The organism is Lonsdalea iberica (assembly GCF_002111585.1).
Lineage (GTDB): Bacteria > Pseudomonadota > Gammaproteobacteria > Enterobacterales > Enterobacteriaceae > Lonsdalea > Lonsdalea iberica.
This window is the reverse complement of record NZ_LUTP01000002.1, coordinates 137,916-160,172: the sequence shown is the minus strand read 5'-3', so window position 1 is coordinate 160,172 and position 22,257 is coordinate 137,916. Positions and strand designations below refer to the sequence as shown.

15 protein-coding genes and 1 pseudogene are annotated in these 22,257 nt (G+C 53.4%); 7 read left to right on the top strand and 9 right to left on the bottom strand.

Translation table 11 applies throughout. The features are described from left to right. Positions 1 to 248: 248 nt before the first annotated feature. The 4 genes from AU511_RS01450 to lysM all read right to left on the bottom strand — a co-directional run bounded on the left by AU511_RS01450 (position 249) and on the right by lysM (position 4,374). Positions 249 to 1,127, bottom strand: a complete 879-nt coding sequence (locus AU511_RS01450) for an HNH endonuclease (RefSeq protein ID WP_094108537.1) — start codon at positions 1,125 to 1,127, stop codon at positions 249 to 251. Beyond that, entirely contained in the window at positions 1,127 to 2,773 is a 1,647-nt protein-coding gene (locus AU511_RS01445) for an AAA family ATPase (RefSeq protein WP_094108536.1), read from the bottom strand. The genes AU511_RS01450 and AU511_RS01445 overlap by 1 nt, the downstream gene beginning before the upstream one ends. Positions 2,774 to 3,484: 711 nt before the next feature. Further along, entirely contained in the window at positions 3,485 to 3,880 is a 396-nt protein-coding gene (locus AU511_RS01435; RefSeq protein WP_094101513.1) for a YidB family protein, read from the bottom strand. Between the two features lie 44 nt (positions 3,881 to 3,924). Then, complete coding sequence (gene lysM / locus AU511_RS01430; RefSeq protein WP_094108535.1) at positions 3,925 to 4,374, bottom strand: peptidoglycan-binding protein LysM; 450 nt, start codon at positions 4,372 to 4,374, stop codon at positions 3,925 to 3,927. Between the two features lie 1,298 nt (positions 4,375 to 5,672). Here lysM and AU511_RS01425 point away from each other — a divergent pair. Beyond that, entirely contained in the window at positions 5,673 to 7,070 is a 1,398-nt protein-coding gene (locus tag AU511_RS01425; RefSeq protein ID WP_167371983.1) for an MFS transporter, read from the top strand. A gap of 157 nt (positions 7,071 to 7,227) precedes the next feature. Here the strand turns inward: AU511_RS01425 and AU511_RS01420 are convergent, their stop codons facing one another. Further along, the gene (locus tag AU511_RS01420; protein ID WP_094101509.1) at positions 7,228 to 8,187 is read right to left on the bottom strand and encodes a chemotaxis protein; all 960 of its coding nucleotides are present in this window, start codon (positions 8,185 to 8,187) and stop codon (positions 7,228 to 7,230) included. Positions 8,188 to 8,787: 600 nt separating this feature from the next. Here AU511_RS01420 and AU511_RS01415 point away from each other — a divergent pair. Further along, positions 8,788 to 10,011 carry an EAL and HDOD domain-containing protein gene (locus AU511_RS01415; RefSeq protein WP_094108533.1) on the top strand — a complete coding sequence of 408 codons (1,224 nt, stop codon included), beginning with the start codon at positions 8,788 to 8,790 and terminating at the stop codon, positions 10,009 to 10,011. Between the two features lie 172 nt (positions 10,012 to 10,183). On the opposite strand, the gene AU511_RS17855 is transcribed toward AU511_RS01415, so the two are convergent. The 3 genes from AU511_RS17855 to AU511_RS01400 are packed head-to-tail and all read right to left on the bottom strand — an operon-like array spanning position 10,184 to position 13,126. Next, positions 10,184 to 10,510 (bottom strand): metal-sensitive transcriptional regulator, encoded by a 327-nt coding sequence (locus AU511_RS17855; protein ID WP_094101507.1) that lies wholly within the window; start codon positions 10,508 to 10,510, stop codon positions 10,184 to 10,186. Continuing rightward, positions 10,497 to 10,709, bottom strand: coding sequence for a heavy-metal-associated domain-containing protein (locus tag AU511_RS01405; RefSeq protein WP_094101506.1), 213 nt, complete (start codon positions 10,707 to 10,709; stop codon positions 10,497 to 10,499). Before AU511_RS01405 ends, AU511_RS17855 begins: the two co-directional genes overlap by 14 nt. Positions 10,710 to 10,711: 2 nt before the next feature. Continuing rightward, positions 10,712 to 13,126, bottom strand: coding sequence for a heavy metal translocating P-type ATPase (locus tag AU511_RS01400; protein WP_094108532.1), 2,415 nt, complete (start codon positions 13,124 to 13,126; stop codon positions 10,712 to 10,714). A 1,228-nt stretch (positions 13,127 to 14,354) separates the two neighbouring features. Between AU511_RS01400 and AU511_RS01395 the strand changes: the two genes are divergently transcribed. From AU511_RS01395 to AU511_RS01375, 5 genes and pseudogenes are all read left to right on the top strand, one after another. After that, on the top strand, positions 14,355 to 15,944 hold the full coding sequence (locus AU511_RS01395) for an ABC transporter substrate-binding protein (protein WP_094101504.1): 1,590 nt from the start codon (positions 14,355 to 14,357) through the stop codon (positions 15,942 to 15,944). Further along, positions 15,944 to 16,891, top strand: coding sequence for an ABC transporter permease (locus tag AU511_RS01390; RefSeq protein WP_094108531.1), 948 nt, complete (start codon positions 15,944 to 15,946; stop codon positions 16,889 to 16,891). Before AU511_RS01395 ends, AU511_RS01390 begins: the two co-directional genes overlap by 1 nt. Before the next feature lie 7 nt (positions 16,892 to 16,898). Beyond that, complete coding sequence (locus AU511_RS01385; RefSeq protein ID WP_094101502.1) at positions 16,899 to 17,729, top strand: ABC transporter permease; 831 nt, start codon at positions 16,899 to 16,901, stop codon at positions 17,727 to 17,729. Next, positions 17,726 to 19,347, top strand: a pseudogene (locus AU511_RS01380) (ABC transporter ATP-binding protein). The gene AU511_RS01385 and the pseudogene AU511_RS01380 overlap by 4 nt, the downstream one beginning before the upstream one ends. Further along, a complete protein-coding gene (locus AU511_RS01375) occupies positions 19,347 to 21,368 on the top strand; it encodes a CocE/NonD family hydrolase (RefSeq protein ID WP_094108530.1) in 2,022 nt (673 codons plus the stop codon). The pseudogene AU511_RS01380 and the gene AU511_RS01375 overlap by 1 nt, the downstream one beginning before the upstream one ends. A 94-nt stretch (positions 21,369 to 21,462) precedes the next feature. On the opposite strand, the gene hisP is transcribed toward AU511_RS01375, so the two are convergent. Continuing rightward, positions 21,463 to 22,239, bottom strand: coding sequence for a histidine ABC transporter ATP-binding protein HisP (gene hisP, locus AU511_RS01370; RefSeq protein WP_094108529.1), 777 nt, complete (start codon positions 22,237 to 22,239; stop codon positions 21,463 to 21,465). Positions 22,240 to 22,257 lie beyond the last annotated feature (18 nt).

Sequence of the window (22,257 nt, the reverse complement as noted above, 5' to 3'; positions counted from 1 at the left end):
GAAACTGAACAAGCATACGCAATATCCAACACTTTCAGTTAGACGAGATCCCTGCTCCGAAGCCTACTGTCCAGACCCATGCTGAATAGAACCCAAACGAGCATTTTTCCTTCAAGCTCGTGTCGAATACCGCCAGATATGAGATATTTAACTATGATTATCCTACAAGAGTGAAGTCTGGGTATAATTTCTAAAAGATATATCAATAAATATAATAATTAGCAGCCTTACTAAATATAAACTAACAACTATTCAAAATCTAACTCCTCCTCAATCTTTGCTTGTTGGTGCAAGTTTAGCTTAGGGCAATGGGAATTCATGTAATTGATAACACTTTGGTTTTGTAATAAAGCATAATAAAAGGCACTCTGCCAATCTTTACCAATATCTGATTGTGGAATTTCTATTAAACGTTGTTCTAAAGCCGTTCTGACATCGAAGTTTACATTGGATAATCTTCGCTTCCACTGTCTAAAATCTTTAAGGCAATAATTAATAATACGGCTTTTTATTTTTAGTTTCTCTACATGAAGAATAACTCTATTTTGATCGCATTCCTGAGTGTTCTTGACCCTTCTTAACTTTACAGATATAGATATATCATTGCCTTCCGCATTTAATGATACGAGCAGTGAAAAACGAAAATTTTCCAAAAAATCAAAGTAGATAGGATGAACGAATATAGCGGAATTATTTTCATCGCAAAAGTAATGCTCGCCTTTTACAGGAGCACACCCTCTACATTGAGGTACTAAATTATTTGGAAAAATCGAGAACTCAGGCCAATTTCCCTTAGGAATAAAATGGTCTAAAGTATCTGGAGTCATTGGGTTACCACAGTAAGGACAATAAGATAACTCGTGTTCATTTCTTCTTTTGAGCAACAGTTTATTTAATTTACTAGGTGCTTTTTCGTAATATTCAATTAATGATTTTGAATATTCTAAGAGCGAACTATCAGGTAATTTTACATCATATGAATTTATCATGTTTTCATATAAATTATAATTTTCAGATATTTTTTCAGCAATAAAATTAAGTTGTTGGGCATTCTCTTTCCGACTGTCTATTGCAACTTCAAGCCATGAACAAGGTAGCTTATTTATGAACTCACCTAAATATTTCATTACTCACCCTCGATTGATATTTTTTCATCATCCGATTTTGAAATCGCATAAGCTAATGCATCATTCCCAATGTACTCCTTAATGTCAGAAATAGATGGGCCATTCTTTAAAAAGAATTTATCAATCTCTTTTTGGAAAGGCTTGAAAATATATTCATCATCGAAGACTTCTGATATTATCATATCAATTGATTCACCATATGTTTCTATAGAGGACCGAAACACTTTGGTATTCCCTTCGATTTTTCTTAATATAGTTACCGCATCCCGCTCAACTTCTCTTGTCAAGATTGATGAATGTGTTGCAATTATAGAAAAGGATTTTGTTTCATTCAAAATGTTCTTGAGCATATTTATCAATCCAACTTCTAACTCTGGATGCAAATATAGTTCAGGTTCATCGATAATTAACAAACTTTCTTCTTCAAGTTCAGAAATTATTGCGGGAAGCATATATGTGTAGATTTTTTGTCCCGAGCTAAGAGGTATTATTTTTTCGTCTTTTTTAAAAATCAATCCTTTTTTAAGATTTATATTGTCCTTCAAGTCATTAAGTTTAATCATTTCATTTAAAACAAAATCATTACCTTCATTATCTAATATTGATATTGAGTCAAAGTCTATTGATATGGATAATGTTTCTTTCAGAAGTTGAAACCTTGTTTTTTCAGTCCACCAACCATTATCTTCATCATATTTCAGTATTTTTATAATCGATTGAACACTTTTTATAATCGGATATTCTGGTTCAAAAGTTCCCTTGTGGTTCCTGAACCCTATATACGAATATTCATTTACATGTAAACGCTTTCGAATTGTGCTTTTTTTATTGATTGAGGCCCTATTTCTTGAGTATTTCGCTGTTAGTTTATTGAATATTTCATCCTCCGTATAAAAATCTTCAAATGGCGAATACGCAATTACTATCAACTTGTGAAAGTATGGGGGATGTTCTTCACCATCCGTAACACCTGTTATAACCTCGCTAATTTTCTTCAAAATATGTGTTTTGCCGACGCCATTTTTACCAATCAATAGACAGATATTTGATTTCCCTACCGTTCTATCCATATTGAACTTAAAATTTATCGGATCAAAACTATCGCCAAGACTTTCGATAATTAGGTCAAATTTTGTTGTAGGACTATACCTCCCTACTGCTATCTGATATCCTTTTTTCAAAATTGCAGCAGAAGAACTCCCCCGCATTAAACTTCCTGAATATCCATCCCATTGCGAATATTGATCATAGTTTTGGTGGAAATATCCAGCATCGCATAAAGAATCTAGAATAGAGTCTATTTCTTCTGGTTCGAAAAGTGAATTAATCTTCTTATAATAATCTATATCTTCACCAATCGAAACTAACTTTTCTTCAGATAATAACTGTTCAATGTCTATAATTTTTGGTTCGATTTCTTTTCCATGTTCCTTAAAGTAAATCGATGTGTTTTCAATCCCTTTTGAAAGCATTTTTATATTACCAATTTTAATTTTATCATTCTCTCTAACGTAATATATTTTGAATGTGATAATATAACCAAAATCATCCCACGGAACGCTATAGTTTGTACCTATATGATCCTGAAGCAAATGAATTCCGGGATATTTATCGATGAGTAATGTTTCTGAGTAATAATAATTCATTATAAACTCCTTTACTTGAATAAATGCTTGGTAAATAGTAACCAGTGGTTATTATAGCGAAATGCTACCGCCCTCAAAAATTAGCTTTGCTTCGTAAAAGAGAATATAACAAAACATTATTAATTTGTAAGCTCCTAATTATAAATTTATCAGATAGTTACCTTATAATTACCAGGTATGTTCGAAAATGTACCCACCTTTACATTTTCGATGTATCGTGAAGTCTCCAATGTTTACTCTTGGCACAGAGCAGACTGTCAGAGTTCCTCGGACACAATTCCACTAGGGGGACATGATCAATACTTTACTTGTAGATATGACCATAGTAATGAGCACCAAATGCACGAGACCGCTCAAATCAGTTTTATGCAACTAGCTTTGATTGGTGGTCACTCTGGTGGTCTGGACAGAAAGGGAATTCAGGTTTAGATTGTTTATTAGCCAGTTACTGGCTAAGGCGATCCCAGTCAGAGGAGCCATATTTAGAAAAGCCCGCTTCAGAAAACTGAAGCGGGCTTTTTGCTTTTACATGTACCTGTGCAAGGTCTTGACGCGTTTTGACAGGACTAAGCAACGAAAAGGCGTTCTGCTGCCTTTTCGTTTACCCTCCGTATCGTGAGAATTTGGTGGTTAGGTTTGGGTCCAGATTGGTTCGATGACGGCCTGACCCCAAATGTCTCTGCTACGAGTCAATACGCATATGACGTAACCCTAACTGAGCAGCTTACCTTTCAGCAGATTAAGCCCCGCAGAGACCAGGTCGCCATGGGCCGGTGTTTCGCCCTGCGGTGACAGACCATCCACGATTTTTGGCAGGTATTCGGCAATCAGCGTCGAGGCGGTTTGCAAATCAACGCCCAGTTTCGCGCCGAGGTCCTGCAATGCAGGTGAACCAAACACCGAAGTGATCTGTTCACTGTTTACCGACATATTGCTGTGCTGACTGAGCCACGACTCAAAAATTTCGCCTAAGCCGCCGTTGCGAAATTTTTCCATAATGCCCTGAATACCACCCTGCTGTTCAACCCAGGTCATGATCGCCTGTAGTTGTTCAGTCTTACCGGCCTGCCCGCCGAGCATGCCGCCAATTTGATCTAATAATCCCATGACAGACTCCCTACAATCATTGCTATAACGTTCCGATTTACGACTTACTTCGTCGGAATAATCAGTACCTGACCCGGATAGATCTTGTCAGGATGCGTCAGCATCGGTTTATTGGCTTCGAAGATGCGCTGATAGTCATTGGCGGAGCCATACATTTCTTTGGAGATTGCGCTCAGGGTGTCGCCGGATTTCACCGTATAATAACGGCTCTCCGCCCCGCTTTGCGTTACATTAACGCTATCGCTGACTTGGCTAACCCCGGTAACGTTACCTACCGCCACAAGAATTTTTTCTTTATCTTCCTGTGAACCGACATCGCCCGTCACTGTTGCGGTACCATCTTCCGCGACGTCAATATTGACCTTTTCGGCACCAGGCAGGTTAAGGCTATCAATATGTTTTTTCAGTTTCTCGGCCTGATCTTCCTTGCTGCCGCCGGATACGGCATCCCAGATTTTCTCGCCCGCGTCTTTCACAAAACTTAATAACCCCATCGTTCCATACCTCCGTTACTGTTACACAATGAAAATTTTCATCAGACCCAATAACCATATACCAATATTCTTAAACGCGCCGGGTATGCATCTCGATACCTTGTCATCGCCGCAACATCAAAAAAGATAAATATCAACGTCGTCTGTTTCGTGCCGCAACCATAACAACAATAAGTTGACGCTCGGAAAGGACACGACACTCCCTCACAAGATTTGGGGCCGCTGTAAGCAGAAACACACTCACTCGCCCTGGCGTTTAGGGTGCAAAATGATGGCATCACTCGCAGAATTGTTTATTAAGCAAGAGGAGCATTTAAGGAGTGAGGGTAAGAGAACCCGAAAATCAATCTACCAACGAAAAAATTCCAGAACGCTGTCGTCAATTGGGATTATTTATCGCAGTGGATGAGGGTACGTATAACCCGATCCCAGCTCTGCTGAGGAAGCGCGAGACAAATATAGAGATACCCATGCTACATCGTTAGGTGCTAGATAAGGCTTCACCATCAATCAAATGCTATCGCCATTGGAGAAGCATTAATCCGTTATTGGAAGTAAGTAAAACCGTCAGGCCATCAATTATTATAATGAATGAAGCAATTTTTATGCGTGACTGATGACAAGCCACAACACCGTAAAAATAAAACATTACCAGCCGTTTTGAATAAAGATTTATATTCATTAATTCTCTCGCTGCATACTATCGGCGCCATAAAGAAACGGCTTCCCAATATCAGTACCATTGACTTATAAACAACGAAAAAACCGAGATATTGTTCGAGGTAACTTATCGGTTCGGGGGTCATCACGGACCCAAATCGCCTATGCATGTATTTCACATCACGATGGATAGGCCAACCTAGTCTGGATGCGAAGTTTGCCACTGACAACGTACATCCGTAGCCTTGTAAACAGCCAGATTTTGCGCGGTTTCACCAATCGGCACTCTTGCTCTCTGTGCATACACGTATGGATCAAGTGCAAAATAGGTATCTAAGGGGCGAAGCCCTGCACCGTCGGGTTTCGCTTCGCCGGCATTGTCTAACCCTGTCGGGTTGTCATCCCAACCGCCCTCTCACCCCCTTCGGTCTCACCCACCAGTTCACTCAATGCCTTTTGGAACCTGAGAGAAGACGCCGTCGGGTTGATCTCTGTTGAAAAGAGATACCATAATGAGTCCACAGGGGAGCTTACGGCTTCCCTTTTATTTGTACTCAATCCCCTCTCAACGCATTCGGTCCGCTAATAAAAAGTGCCGCTCTCGCTATCACGACGACGGTCTGGAGATGTTCGTAACGATGAAACCTTCGTCAACTGCACAGACTTCCCTCCCCTCTCAGGAAGAGGGCCTGCCCGGCTCGCGGCGCGTGTGGGCTGTCCTGTCCGTCTCGCTGGCTGTCGTGCTCAGCGTACTTGATGGCACGCTGGCGAATGTTGCACTCCCCACCATCGCGCATTCCTTAAATGCCAGCGCGCAAGCCTCGGTATGGGTGGTCAACGGCTATCAGCTGGCCATCATCGCCACGCTGCTGCCGATGGCTGCGCTGGGCGAGTTCATCAGCTACCGTAAAGTTTTCAGCGCGGGCGTGGTGGTTTTTACGCTGTCATCATTGGGCTGCGCGCTGGCCGACTCCATGCCCGGCCTCATCGCCGCACGCGTCATTCAGGGCGTGGGGGCCGCCGCCGTCATGTGTTGTACGTCCGCGCTGTTGCGCCATACTTACCCGGCGAAAACGTTCGGGCGAGGACTCGCGCGCAATGCCTTTGTCGTGACCGCCTCCTCTGCCGCGGGGCCTTCAATTTGTGCCGCGGTGCTCTCCGTCGCCCCTTGGGAGTGGCTATTCGTTATTAACTTTCCCATCGGGATTTTGGCGCTGATCTGCGCCCGTGCACTGCCCATAACGCCGCGTCAGCCGCGCAAATTCGACCTTGGGGCCATCGTGCTCAATGCATTGGGTATGAGCCTCGGCGTAATTGGTCTCAATGAGCTTAATGAATCCCCCGCGCTAGCCTTGACGCTGATTCTGTCCGCGGCGCTATGCCTGTGGCTGTTGGTGAAACGCTGCCTCGGCGACGAGTCGCCCTTGCTGCCGCTCGATCTGTTCAAAATTCCGCGCTTTCGCTGGGCGATCGCCGCCTCGTTTTGCATGTTTGCGGCGCAAATGTGCGCTTTCGTCGCCCTGCCCTTTTATATGCAACACGCCCTCGGACGCACTATCGTGCAGACGGGGCTATTGATGACAGCGTGGCCAGTCGGTTCGTCGCTGGCGAATCTCGGCCTGTCTTCCTTCGTTGACCGGGTTCAGGCCGGTAGCCTGTGCGCCATCGGCGCTGGTCTACAGATTATCGGACTGGTGCTGATCGTGGCGTTGCCACATGGCACCACCGATCTCTGGCTGCTTTGCGGGCTATTTTTAGCGGGGGTCGGATTTGGTTTTTTCCAGTCGCCGAACAGTCGCGACATGCTCTCTGCCCCACCGCGCAGCCGCAGCGGCGCTGCGGGAGGGATGCAGGCCGCAGCTAGAGTCAATGGCCAAACGTGGGGCGCCGCCCTGGCAGGATTGTGTTTCTCTCTGTCCGCCGGCGAAGGCGCTTATGTGGCGCTGTCGGCATCAATGGGTTTCAGCCTGATTGCGCTAATGCTGAATTTGAGACGTCGTCAGTTATTTCGTCCCGGCCCGCAGGAAGATCAATAAACGCGTTAAGAAAAACCCGCGAACGCCCGATGAAAGTCGAGAGATTGCCGCGAAGCTACGCGAATAGCCGAGTCGTCAGGAAAAGCGTTGGGAAGGGGATTTCTCCGCCCGCATCGAGCGCGCGATGTGGACGGAGTTGCGCGAGTCTAGCCCGCGTTTATTTCACCAGCACGCTTTGAACCGCGGCCGCCAGCTCGTTGATCTCAAACTTCGCCACATAGGCGTCGGCGCCAACTTTACGTACATGATCTTCGTTGGCGCTGCCAGACAGCGAGGAGTGGATAATCACCGGAATGTGCTTCAGGTAGGGGTCGCCCTTGATGTGGCGTGTCAACGTAAAGCCGTCCATCTCCGGCATTTCCAGATCGGTCAGCACGAAGGCAATCTTATCGGAGATAGGCACGTTTTCCGCCTTGGCTTGTTCCGCCATCAGTTGGATCTTGTTCCACGCCTCCTGCCCGGTAATGTGCATTTGACCGGGGATCTGCATCAGTTCCAGGCCCTGTTCCAGCAGCGAGCGTGCGACCTTGGAGTCTTCGGCGACAATTGCGACCGATCCCGGCTTGATAGGGAATGCTTTGTTTTCCATATCGTCGATCTGAATATCGCGATCGACCGGGATCATGTCGTGCAGGATCTGCTCGACGTCCAGCACCAGCGCCAAATTGTTACTCTCTTTATCGCTACCCAATCGTGCAATACTGGTGATGTAGCTGCTGCCGACGCCCGCTTCGGCGGTCAACACCTGGCTCCAATCCAGACGAACGATATCGTCGACGGATTCAACGGCAAAGGCCTGCGTGCTGCGCGCGTACTCCGTCACCAGCAAAATATTCAGCCCGGTTTCCGGCTTACATCCGGCCACTGCGGGCAGATCAATCACGGGAATCACTTGTCCGCGTATATTCACCATGCCCATCATCGGCGGCTTCATACCCACGGCTTTGGTCAATGACGGCATGGGAACAATTTCACGCAGCTTGAAGACGTTGATGCCGAACAGTTCGGATTTGCCTCCTTGCAGCTCGGAGCCTCCCAATCTGAACAATAAGAGTTCAAACTTGTTGGCGGATGTGAGGTTGGTCCTCTCATCGATATCTTTCTGAAAATTATCCATGCAGTCCTCAATAATACAAATACTTCATTAATGTCCGGCCAGGCGTCGTAACATGCGAATAAGTGCTTAATCAACGACGTCCGGCCAAAGCCGCGTGCACTCAGTCATTTTATTCAAGTTACTCTCGCCTGTTATCGGCTAAAGAAATGAAAACTATATGCTAACAATAGCTGTCTTTTCTTATTCATCTGACAATAATTATTATTGAGGGAAAAGTACTCGATAACGGGCTTTCGTGAGCGTTGAATAATGTCATCGTCAATCACACCCACAGAGATAACCTGAAGACACCTGACCACTCCCTGCCCAAAAAAGCATCGATTGTTTTAAATTCTAACGAAATCAATCCGCTAGCGTAGCACCTTCCTGCCTAACCGGGCCTGCAACCACATTGACGGCCTATTCATGTCAGTCGTCGTCAGACATAGCCGATTGAAAACAGGGACATCCGCCAGAAAAAAATCAAAAGACTGTTAGAATTGTTGAAGGAAGATGGTACTGCCCCTCCGGCTATATAGGGACAAAATAATATTACACGGAATAATTCGTTAATAAGGATCCAGTTACCTCTTTTTACCTTTTTCAGTCTGGAGGTTTCTTATGTATTCATTCGTTGCACGGCAACCCATTTTAGACCAGCACTTACAACCCGTAGCTTATGAGCTTTTGTTTCGCCAAGGCATTACCAATAAATTTCCTGACGTCAGCCCGGAATATGCCACCGCCCAGCTAATAGCAGAGCAATTTCTAACCACCCCATTGAATAAACTGACCAATGACCACCCCAGCTATATTAACTTTCCTTATCAGCTTCTCATCGACGGCCAGGCGGAGATCTTGCCGGCGGATAAAGTCGTGATAGAAATTCTCGAAAACTCTACACCGGATGAGGAGCTGTTCGCGGCCGTTAAACGGCTAAAGAGAAAAGGATTCACCCTGGCGCTGGATGATTTCAGCATGGACCCCATTTGGGACCGCTTTTTGCCCTATGTGGATATCATCAAGTTCGACTTACAGCAGTCAACCTTTGAAGAGATTGGACGCTACATCAGCACCCTCCGCCACAAGCACCTCAGCTATCTGGCGGAAAAGGTCGAGACCAACGAACAGTTCCTGCGCGTCAAAGCGATGGGATTTACGCTGTTCCAAGGCTATTTCTTCAGCCATCCACAGATGTTCAAAGCCAAACGGCTTTCCAACGATCACAAGAACGCCATTCAACTGCTCAAAGAAGCCAACGAACGAGAGCTGAACTACGACCGCATTGAACGGCTGATCAACAGCGATTTATCTCTGGCCTACAAGCTAATGCGGTATTTCAACAATTTCCGCTACAAGGCTAACCTTTCCGTCATCACGACATCCATGTCGTTTCGCAGCATCGCCATATTTCTGGGACAACGGGAACTCCGGCGATTTATTTCGCTGATCAGCATCACGATGGGGAGTAAGGACAAATCCTGCGAGCTGTATCGTATGAGTCTGATCCGCGGTAAATTTTGTGAATTGCTATCGATCCGTCTGCACGGCCGCGAAGATCCCTTCGAGGCCTTTTTATGCGGTCTCTTTTCCATGCTGGACGCCATTCTGGATTCTCCGATGGATCTTTTGCTGGAGCAAATTCCTGTGTCATCGCATATCAAGCGCGCGCTGATGGACAACGCCGGGGAGTTGGCCTGCTACTTAAGCCTCATCTCTTATTATGAAAAGCAAAATTGGGAGCAGGTAAACACCTACATGGAAATGATGGGGGTCAATGAAGACCAGATGCTAAAACTCATCACCGAAGCGACCCTCTGGGCCGACGAACTGTTGGATTTATAATTATTCTTTGCGTTGACTGTCCTGTCGATACCCCCGCCGTCACCCCATTCAAATCTCCCCTTCGCTCGGGTTTTTCAGCGAGCGCGGTACCGCACGCCCAGTTAAGGGCGAGGGTTTAGTGCGCCAGACGCGGCGGTCCGCGGTGCAGCGTCATCCGCATCGCAACACGTCGTCAGCGCATGCGCTGAATCACCTGCAACAGCTCCGCAATGGCATCCTCGCCGCCGTCGGTCAGCACGGCTTTACGGACGCAGCCGTTAGCATGGTCGGCCAGCATCTGGTTGGCGACGGCGCTCAACGCTGAGCGCACGGCGGAGATCTGATTGAGAATATCCACGCAATACCGATCCTGCTCCACCATCTGCGTGATGCCGTTAACCTGCCCGTTGATCCGCTTTAAGCGGTTCAACAAGGCTTTTTTGCGCGGCTGCACCACCTGCTTCGCGTCAGCCTCGCCCGCGCTGGCGTCAAGGCACGCGTCGCACTTAACCCGCGACATCGAAGCCGATCTCTTCAATGGCGTCGCGGAATGCGCCGGGGTTGGCAGCCGCTGTTTCAGCGTACTCCACGTCGACCAGCCCCTTCTCCAGCGACACATCAACCTGAGTGACGCCATCCAAAGCCTGCAACGCGTCTGTCACCTTGCTGGCGCATCCGCCGCAAACCATCCCCATAACCGCTAATGATGCATGAGACATCGTCACACTCCTCTGTTTCGAACGTTGGTTAAACCATTATTACTGTTGCCCCGCGGTTTCCAGCGGCGCAACCACAGTGAATTACTCAAGACGGAGACGGAACTCAAGGCCATCGCGCTACCGGCGATAACCGGACTGAGTAGGCCGAAGGCGGCCAGCGGGATCCCCAGTACGTTATAAAAGAAGGCGAAGAATAAGTTCTGCCTGACTTTATTGATCGTCGCGCGCGACAGGCTGATAGCATCGGGCAGCCCACCGAGACGGTTTTGCATCAGCACCACATCCGCCGTATCCAGCGCGATATTCGTTCCGGCGCCGACGGCGAATCCGACGTCGGCGATCGCCAGCGCGGGCGCATCGTTGATGCCGTCGCCAACCATCCCCACGCAGTGCCCTTGCGCCTGCAGGCGAGCAATCTGCTCCGCTTTCTGTTCCGGCAAAACTTCGGCGATACACTGACGGATCCCGGCCCGCTCGGCCACCCGCGCCGCGGCACGGGCGTTATCGCCGGTTAGCATGACGACGCGGATCCCCTGCCGATGCAGCGCCTCCACGGTTTCCGCCGCATCTTCGCGCAGCCGATCGTCGAAACAGATATAGCCAAGCAGTTTCCCGTCGCGAGCCAGCCCCACTACCGTCCGCCCCTGTTGCTCCTGCTCGGCGGGCGTCGCGGCATCGAACACCACGCCGCGCGACGTAAGAAACGTGGGGGAACCGAGTATCACCGCGCTGTCGCCCGCTTGCGCGCTAATTCCGCGCCCCACGATAGCGCTAAAGCCGTGAACCTCCGCCGCGCTCGTCCCAACCTGCTGAGCATATTTCACCAGCGCCTGGCCCAGCGGATGTTCGGAATGCTGCTCCAACCCCATCGCCAGACTGAGCAATTCGTCCTCCGAGACGCCGTCAGCGGGGAGAACGTTGACCACAGAAGGTCGCCCTTCGGTGAGTGTCCCAGTCTTATCCATCACCAGCACCTGCAACCGCCGGGCGTTTTCCAGCGCGCTCGCATTGCGAAACAGGATCCCGGCGCGCGCGCCCTGACCGGTCCCGACCATCATCGCGGTCGGCGTCGCCAGCCCCAGCGCGCACGGACAGGCTATCACCAGCACAGCGACGGCGTTGACCAGACTGGCGTCCCACTGCCCTGTAACCAGCCAGTTGGCGGCAAACGTCAACACGGCGATGGCAATGACGACGGGAACGAAGATGGCGGAAACCCGGTCGGTGAGCCGCTGCACGCTGGCCTTGGAGCCCTGCGCCTCTTCCACCAGCCGTACGATACGCGACAACGTGGTATCGCTGCCGACGCCGGTCGCCCGCACACGTAGCGCGCCGCTATGATTCTGCGTTGCCGCATATACCTGCGCCTCCGCCTGTTTCATCACGGGCTGACTTTCGCCCGTCAGCATCGCCTCATTCACCTCGGACAACCCGTCAATCACCACGCCGTCTACGGGTACGCTCTCCCCCGGTCTGACCAGAAAGACCTCGCCACACCGCAGCGATGCGACGTCACGGTCCTGCCACTCGCCGTCCACGTCGACGTGTGCTATTTGCGGCTGCAGACGCAAAAGGCCCTCGATGGCGTCGCCGGTTTTGGCTTTGGCACGGCCTTCCAGCAACTTACCCAGCAGGACCAGCGTGATAATGGCGGCGCTGGCCTCGAAGTAGAGATCGCCGTGCTCCGACATCAACAACGTCACCAGACTCGATAGGTAGGCGACACTGGTGCCCAGCGTGACCAGCACATCCATATTGGCCGTTCCGCTGCGCAGCGCGCTCCAGGCCCGACGATAAAAGTGACGGCCGCACCAGAACTGCACCGGCGTCGCCAACAGCCACTGGAACCATCCCGGCAGCCAGTGCGCCTGTCCGAAAAACATAGCGGTCATTTCAAACAGCAACGGAAACGACAGTACGGCCGCCACCACGCACGCATGACGATCTTTCTTCCATGACTGCGCGCGCCGTTGACGTTCGGCCTCCCGATCCGCGACCGTCGCCTGACGTGCCGTAAACCCGGCGCGTTCAATGCGCGCAATGAGCGATTCCGGCGTGGCGCTGCCGGGGGTGACGCTGACCTGCGCCCGTCCGGCGGCAAAATTGACCGTCGCCCTCACCCCGTCCACCTTGTTCAATACTTTTTCGATCCGCGCCGCACAGGCTACGCAGCTCATGCCGTCTACGAACAGCGATACCCGCTGGTCCGCCACGTCGAACCCGGCTTTGCGGATAGCGGCGATCACGTCGCTGGACGAACTGCGCGCATCATCGAGACGCACCACCGCTTTCTCGCTGGCGAAGTTCACGCTGGCGGAGACGCCATCCAGGCGGTTGAGGACACGTTCGATACGGCTGGCGCACGCGGCGCAGGACATGCCGGTGACGGCAAGATGCAGAGGCTGGGATTGGCTCATGTTGGGTCTGTCCTGATCTGTTTGCAGACAAGGGTGTCATTGCGCCGACGGCCGTCGCGCCGCGAAAAATAACGTGAAACCGTGGGGGGATGTCGACGCTCAATGGTTGAAACCTGCCTACCAACATACGCCTTGAAGCCGGTTTATCATACCCCCCAAGGGTATTTTCCTTGACAGTGCTCTCCTTCTCGCACGCTTGACCCAGTGAAAGACCTTACCGACAACGTATTTTCCCGATCGAAAACACCTATTTACGCCCTCACTTCAGCGATAAATGCCACACTGGAAAACGGCCACGCTACAATCGGCTTTAAATATAAGTTTTCGTGATGATCGTCTTCAACGGGAATATATCGCCGTTGACTCATGCCGATTTCGCCGTGCATCGACCTTGAAATCGCTCTCCCAGCCCGGCTAACGACGAGGGATTTAAAATGATTGTTAACTGATATATTCACTAGCGCAGGAATAATGCGGGGAGCGGACCTATAGCCGGAATAAAAATAAAAAATTCCTTTCTCATCTCATTATGGTGATAGCGCTATTTCGACGACCAAAAAGGGGAAACAGTAGGTAATTTCCCGTGTTTCAATGCGTGCCGGGTGACCCTTAAAATAATAACAGCGGAAGATAAATCTCTGCTCATATCATCGCCGTCAACTCCTCACACCCACAATAAGATAAAACCATTTATTAACAGACAAATAAGACCAATTGGACTTTTTTTGTAAATCAGCCTGGCGGCGTAGACTTTTCCTCCGCTGTTTGCGTAGTTTGAAACAGCGTTATTTATCGACGTCAAGAGGCGTTTTCCGATTCATTATTTTTTCGACATCGACTGGCGCCCTGGTAATAACTACAGACGGCACATCGCTATCCCAATCTGCTATTTTTTACCCGTTCGATAACCAGCCAAAATCGCTCTAACGCAAAAAAGAGGTGGCGCCAACAACGCCTTACATCTGTGCAGCCTCCCTCGGGAAAATAGCCCTTTCGATCGAGCCAACTTCACGATATCGCCTGCTGAATTTCCTCGTCAAAATTTCTCTTCTGGCGTGGTCGATTAGAAAAACGGGCCTTTTTGCAGTATCCTGAGCCGCGTTTTGCCATTATTGGATAGAGAAAACAGAAAATATAAAACATCAGTAAGATGACGGGACACGTACTTATTTCACTCCTCGACGAGTGGTCAATACGCAGATGAAACCAACACCATGGAGAGAAATAAATGAAAAAAGAGCATTCGGACTTACAGGAATGGCTCGGGCAGGCTCAGTTCAGCCGCCGGTCGTTTCTCAATACTGCCGCACTCCTTGGAGCGAGTAGTGTACTTTCTTCATTTCCTTTGAGCAGTTCTGCCGCACAAGCCGTGCCCAAGAAGGGCGGCACGCTTAAACTGGGTATGTCCGGCGGTAATACCAGCGATACGCTCGACCCCACGCTGTTCAGCGACTGGGTGCCGCTCAATCAGGCCTACATGCTGATGAACGGTCTGGTCGAAATCGACGAAAACAATCAGGCGACGCCAGAGCTGCTGGAGAGCTGGCAGGTCGAACCAGGCGCCAAAGAGTGGCGCTTCAAGGTGCGTCAGGGCGTGACTTTCCATAACGGCAAAACGCTGGATGCGGATGACATCATCTACTCCATCAACCTGCACCGCGGCGAAAACTCGCGCAGCGCTATTCGCTCTCAGCTAGCCAGCATCACCAAACTCTCCCGCACCGCTCCTGATGAAATCGCCATCACACTCGACAGCGGCAACGCCGATCTGCCGTATCTCCTGGCGGATTATCACCTGCTGGTCGTGCCGAACGGCTTCACCGACTGGTCGCACCCTATCGGCACCGGCGGATTTACGTTTGACTACTACCAGCCGGGCGTGCGCTCCCGTTTCAAACGCAACCCCAATTACTGGAAGCCGGACCGTGCGTTCGTCGACGCCGTGGAAGTGCTGGTCATCAACGATCCGACGGCCCGCACCAATGCGCTGATCTCCGGTCAGGTGCATGCCATCAACCGCGTCGATTTTAAAACCGTCGACTTCCTCAAGCGCAGCCCGATGCTGAATATCGTGCGATCGTCCGGGGGCCAGCACTTCACCTTCCTGATGGACTGCCGCGCCGCGCCGTTTAACAACAACGACGTGCGCCTGGCGATCAAATACGGCATCGACCGCGAAAAAATTCTGGCTACCGTGCTGCGGGGCTATGGCAGCCTCGGCAACGACCACCCGATTCCGAAAACCGACCGCTTTTTCAACCACGAGCTGCCGCAGCGCGCCTGGGATCCCGACAAAGCCAAGTTCCACCTGAAAAAGGCCGGGCTGACTACGCTGCCGCTGGAGCTCTCCTCCTCCGACGCCGCTTTCGCAGGCGCGCTGGACGCGGCCGCGCTGTTCCAGGGACAGGCCAGCCAGTCGGGGCTTCAGGTGACCATCAAACGCCAGCCCGCCGACAGCTATTGGGAAAACGTGTGGATGAAAGCCCCGTTCAGTATGGGCTATTGGGGGGGACGACCAACCGCCGACCAGATGTTCTCCACCGCCTGGCAGTCCACCGCCAAGTGGAACGATTCCCACTGGAAAAACGACCGCTTCGATGCGCTGTTGTTGCAGGCCCGTTCCATGCTGGACGAAAAAGCGCGCGCTGACATCTACGGCGAACTGCAAAGCATCGCACGCGATGACGGCGGCGCGATGATTCCGCTGTTCGGCGACTATCTCGATGCAACCAGCAAAAAACTGGGCGGCGTCACGCCCCATCCGTTATTCAACTTCATGGGGGGACGTCTGGCGGAACGCGTCTGGCTGGAGTCGTAATGAAAAAGCATATCCTTCATCGTCTACTGCTGGGGCTATTCACGCTCTGGCTGGTTTCCATGCTGATCTTTCTCGGCACGGAGCTGCTGCCCGGCGATATCGCCAGCGCGCTGCTCGGCCAAAACGGCACCCCGGAAACCATCGCCGCGCTGCGCACCCAACTGGGGCTGGACCAGCCTGCTATCGGCCGTTATCTGCACTGGCTGACCGGCGTACTGCATGGCGATCTCGGCACCTCGCTGGCTAACGGGCGTCCTATCAGCGAAGAATTGCTGCCGAGATTGGAGAACACGCTGTTCCTGGCCGCCTATGCCGCGCTGATCGCCATTCCGCTGGCGGTCGCGCTCGGCATTGCCTGCGCCATCTGGCGCGGATCGTTGTTCGACCGGCTCGCCAACTCGTTGACGCTGTTGAGCATCTCCGTCCCGGAGTTCTTCGTCGGCTACCTGCTGGTGATCTTCTTCGCTATCCACTTCGCTTGGTTCCCCAGTCTGGCGATGGTCAGCCCGGACGACTCGCTGACGCAGCGGCTCTATAACGCAACGCTGCCGATGCTCACGCTGGTGCTGGTGGTGCTGGCGCATATGCTACGCATGACGCGCGCCTCCGTGGGCTCGGTCATGTCCGCCAGCTATATCGAAACCGCCCTGCTGAAGGGCGTGCCGCGCTGGCGCATCGTGCTGGGCCACGCACTGCCCAACGCGCTGGCGCCTATCATCAACGTGGTGGCCTTTAATCTTGCGTATCTGGTCGTCGGCGTGATCCTGGTCGAAGTCGTCTTCGTCTATCCGGGTATTGGGCAGTTGATGGTCGATGCGGTCAGTAAACGCGACCTGCCGGTGGTGCAGGCGTGCGGACTGCTGTTCGGCGGCACCTATATTCTGCTGAATACCGTCGCCGACCTGCTGGCTATCTGGTGTAACCCCCGTCTGCGACATACGAGGTAAGCAAGGCATGAACATCACTAAAATGCGCGGAGTGCCGCTCTCCGCGTGGATCGGTTTATTGATTATCGCCGCCAATTTAATTGGCGCGCTGTTCGCGCCGTGGCTGGCTCCGCACAGCGAAACGGCGCAGGTCGGCGACATCTGGATACCGCCGTCGGCTGACGCGCTGCTCGGCACCGACAGTCTGGGGCGCGATATGCTGTCCCGTATTCTGTTTGGCGCCCGCACCACCATCGCCATTGCGCTGGTGATCACCTTCAGCTCCTTTGTCATTGGGATCATAACCGGCTTCACCGCCGCGATTTACGGCCGCTGGGTGGACGTCGTGCTGACGCGTATCGTGGATACGCTGATGTCGATTCCGGTCCTGATTCTGGCGCTGATCGTCCTCTCCGTGCTGGGCACGTCGATTCCGGTGCTGGTCGGCACTATCGCGCTGCTGGACGCCACCCGCGTCTTCCGACTCGCACGTCTGGTCGCGCAGGACATCGTGTGTCAGGAGTATGTGGAACTGGCCCGACTCCGGGGCGAAGGCCTGCGCTGGATCCTGACGCGGGAAATCCTGCCCAACGCCATCCCGCCGCTGCTGGCCGAATTCGGCATGCGTTTCTGCTTCACGTTCCTGTTCATCGCCGGCCTCAGCTTCCTGGGTCTCGGCATTCAACCGCCGTACGCCGACTGGGGAAGCATGGTGCGCGACAACGCGCAGGCCATCAACTTCGGGCTGCTGGCGCCGCTCTATCCGGCGGCGGCCATCGCGCTGCTGACCATCGGCGTCAATCTGGTGGTGGACTGGCTACTGCTGCGCAATAACCTGTCACTGGGGGATGAAGCATGAATCAACCTGTACTCGACATCCGCAACCTGCGCATTGAAACCGAGGACACGGGACGCCCGCTGGTGCAGGATATTTCGCTCACCCTGCAACGGGGCGAAGTCCTTGGCCTTATCGGCGAGTCCGGCGCGGGCAAGTCCACCATCGGGCTGGCCGCGATGGGCTATACCCGTCCGGGCTGCCGCATTAGCGCGGGCGAAGTCCGCATCGACGAGCAAGATATTGTGCCGCTGTCCAACGCGCAGAAGCAGGCGATCCGCGGCCGTCGCGTCGCTTACGTGGCGCAGAGCGCCGCCGCCGCGTTCAACCCGGCGCTGACTATCGGCAAACAGGTGTGTGAAGGCCCGTTGCGACACGGTCTGATGAGCCGTAGCGAGGCGAACGCATGGGCTACAACGCTGTTTACCGCGCTGGATCTGCCCGACCCGGAAAACATCGGCAAACGCTATCCGCATCAGCTTTCCGGCGGACAGCTACAACGCGCGATGGCGGCGATGGCGATGTCCTGCAAACCCGATCTGCTGATCATGGATGAACCCACGACCGCATTGGATGTCACCACGCAGATCGAAGTGCTGGTGATGCTGCGCAAGCTGGTGCGGGAATTCAACACCGCCGCGCTGTACATCACGCACGATCTGGCCGTCGTGTCCCAGATCGCAGACCGCATTTTGGTGCTGCGGCAGGGACGCGCCGTGGAATGCGGCGCCACCGACGTCATTTTGCAAACCCGAAGGAAACCTACACGCAGCAGCTGGTTTCCGAGCGGACGCACGCGCTGACGCCGGGCGAAGAAACGCAGTCGGGCGCTTCCGCGCTGCTGACGCTGGATCGTCTTAGTACCGGCTACAGCGGTAAACGGGTGGTGCACGATGTTTCGCTGGCGCTGCCCAAAGGGCAAACGCTGGCGATCATCGGTGAATCCGGCAGCGGTAAGAGCACGCTGGCCCGAGCGCTGTGCGGTCTGTTGAACGATACCGAGGGCGACGCGATTTTTGACGGCGTCACACTGGCGCACCGCTATCAGCAACGCGATAAAGAGACGCTGCGTCGCATCCAGATGATCTACCAGTTACCGGACGTCGCGCTGAATCCGCGGCAGACGATTCTGGAAGCCATCGGCCGCCCTATCGCCTTTTATTTCGGCCACCATCGCCAACAGGTGCGCGCGCGCGTCGAAGAGCTGCTCCAACTGACCGAGTTGCCGACGTCGCTGGCCGACCGCTATCCCGGCGAACTCTCCGGCGGTCAGAAGCAGCGCGTCTGCATCGCGCGAGCGTTGGCCGCCAATCCGGATCTGATTATCTGCGACGAAGCGACCTCCGCGCTTGACCCGCTGGTCGCCGAAGGCGTGCTGAATCTGCTCAAACGGTTGCAAGAGCAGCTCGGGCTTTCCTACCTATTCATCACGCACGATCTCGGCACGGTAAAACGTGTCGCTCAGCAAGTGGCAGTCATGTATCAGGGCAACATCGTCGCGCAAGGGCCGACGGGCAAAGTCTTTAGCGCCCCGATGCACCCTTACACCGAAAAACTGCTGACCTCCGTCCCTGAAATGCGCAGCTCCTGGCTCGACGAAGTTCTGGAGACGCGCAGCAATGAAATTTCGACAGGATTATGATGAAAGAAACCGTAACCCACTTTCCGCACAACGTCGTCGTTACCGAACATTTCTGGATCACGCTGGCCGACGGCACCCGTCTGGCCGCGCGGATGTGGCTGCCTGAGCAGGCGCATCAAACGCCGGTTCCGGCCATTCTGGAATACATTCCCTACCGCAAGCGCGACGGAACCCGTACGCGCGATGAGCCGATGCACGGCTGGTTTGCCGGTCACGGCTACGCCGTCCTGCGCGTGGACATGCGCGGCAGCGGCGAATCTGACGGCCTCATGGCCGATGAATACCTGCTGCAAGAGCAGGAAGACGCGCTGGAAGTGATCGACTGGATCAGCCGTCAGGCGTGGTGCAGCGGCGCGGTCGGCATGATGGGCAAATCCTGGGGCGGCTTCAACTGCCTTCAGCTCGCCGCGCGCCGTCCGCCGGCACTCAAGGCGATCATCACCGTCTGCTCGACCGACGATCGCTACAACGACGACATCCACTACAAAGGCGGCTGTCTGCTGAACGACAACCTGTGGTGGGGCGGCATTATGATGGCGTACCAGAGCCGTCCGCAGGATCCGGCGCTGGTCGGCGAACGTTGGTATCAGGACTGGATGCACCGGCTGGATAACATGCCGTTCTTCCCCGCCCAATGGATGGAGCATCCGCTGCGCGACGCCTACTGGCGCCACGGCTCTGTGGGCGAAAACTGGTCGGACATTCAGTGTCCCGTGATGGCGATCGGCGGCTGGGCCGACTCCTACACCAATGCGGTTTTCCGTCTGATGGATAACCTTGAGGTCCCACGCAAGGCCATCATCGGCCCGTGGGCGCACATCTATCCGCAGGACGGGACGCCGGAACCGGCTATCGGTTTCCTGCAAGAGGCCGTGCGCTGGTGGGATCACTGGCTGAAAGGCGAAGACAACGACGTATTGGACGGTCCGCGCGTGCAGGCCTGGATGAACGACAGCCAGCGCCCCAGCTCGCAGCGGCCGACAGCGCCGGGCGAATGGATCGGCATTGACGGCGACACCGCCGCTGCCACGACCCCGCGCACCTTTTGGCTGCAGCGCGGTCAGTTGAACGACCAGCCGGATGAGCATGCTGGCTGGCAGAATGTGTGTTCGCCGCAGAGCCACGGCGTCATGGGCGGAGAATGGATGGGCGCAGGCGTGTTGGGCGAAAGCCCGAGCGATCAGCGCATCGACGACGGTCTGGCAACGTTTTATGAAAGCGAACCGCTGCCGGAGATGCTGACGATCTACGGCCTGCCGCAGTTCAGCGTCGCGCTGAAAAGCGATAAGCCCGCCGCCATGCTGTATGTGCGCCTGTCGGACGTTGCGGAAGACGGCGCGGTGACTCGCGTCTCGCACGGCTGGGTGAATCTAAGCCATTTGCAGGGGCAGGACCGTCATACCCCGCTGACGCCGGGGGAAACCGTGCAGGTCAACGTTCAGTTGGACAGCATCGCCTGGCGCTTCCCCGCCGGGCATCGTCTGCGCGTCTCGCTGGCGACGACCTACTGGCCGATGGTCTGGCCGATGGCCGAAGCGGCGACGCTTAGCGTCGATCTGGCGAGCGCGCAGCTGCGCCTGCCGGTCTGCGAATCGGTACAGCCTATTCCAGGCCCCAATCCGCATCCCAAGACCGCGCCGGACACCCCGCTGACCGTGCTGTCGCCGGGACACGTCGACCGCCATGCGTCATACGACATCGTTACCGACACCTGGACCTACGTCACTGAAGGCGTCGGCGGCGTCTTCGGCGAGGGGGTTTACCGCTTCGACGATATCGATACCACCGTCGACCACAGCCTGCGTCGTCAATTGACTATCAACAGTCAGGACCCGCTGTCGGCCCGCTATCTGTTGACGCAGTCAATGAAAATGGGACGTGAAGGCTGGTGGACCGAGGCGGAGATCACGCTGGAGCTGCGCGGCGATCTTACCCACTTCATCGTGACGGCGGACATGCGCATCCAGCATAACGGTCAGGAGGTATTCAACCGCCAGTGGGATCGCCGCATCCCGCGTTGATGTTGTCGCAGCGCGGCGAATGACAGACGAAACGCCGTGCGATGCGCACTCATCCTACAAACCGCCCGATTTCCGGGCGGTTTTTTTATTGCGCTTACTTCAACGCGCCGGACAAGAACTGCTGCAAACGGGAACTTTGAGGATTGTTGAACACCGCCTCCGGCGCGCCCTGCTCTTCAATCACGCCCTGATGCAGGAAAACCACCTGCGTGGAGACATGACGGGCGAATTCCATTTCATGCGTCACCACAATCATGGTTTTACCCTCTTCCGCCAGCTGCTGCATGATTTTCAGCACTTCCCCCACCAACTCCGGGTCCAACGCCGAGGTCGGTTCATCGAACAGCAGCACCTCCGGCTCCATCGCCAGCGCGCGCGCAATGGAGACACGCTGCTGCTGCCCGCCGGACAGGCTTGAGGGATATTTTGCGCGCGCCCGTTCGTCGATGCCGACTTTGTCCAGATAGCGAATAGCGCGCTCGCGGGCTTCGGCCCGGCTGATGCTCAGTACCTGCATCGGCGCCTCCATCACATTTTCTAACACCGTCATGTGACTCCACAGGTTGAAGTGTTGAAACACCATGGTCAGTCGCGTGCGCAGCAGCTGTAGTTGTTTCTTGTCAAACACTTTCAACTGGCCGTCTTTATCCCGCACCAGTCGGATCTCTTTCTCATTGACCCACAGCGAGCCCTCCGTCGGCTTTTCGAGAAAGTTGATGCAGCGCAGCAGCGTACTTTTACCAGAACCGGAGGAGCCGATGATGGAAATCACGTCGCCGGCGCTGGCGGACAGCGAAACGCCTTTCAGCACCTCGTGTTCGCCGTAATATTTGTGCAATTCGGTCACGACTAATTTTTTCTTCTCAGACATAGCACATTCTCCTGCTAT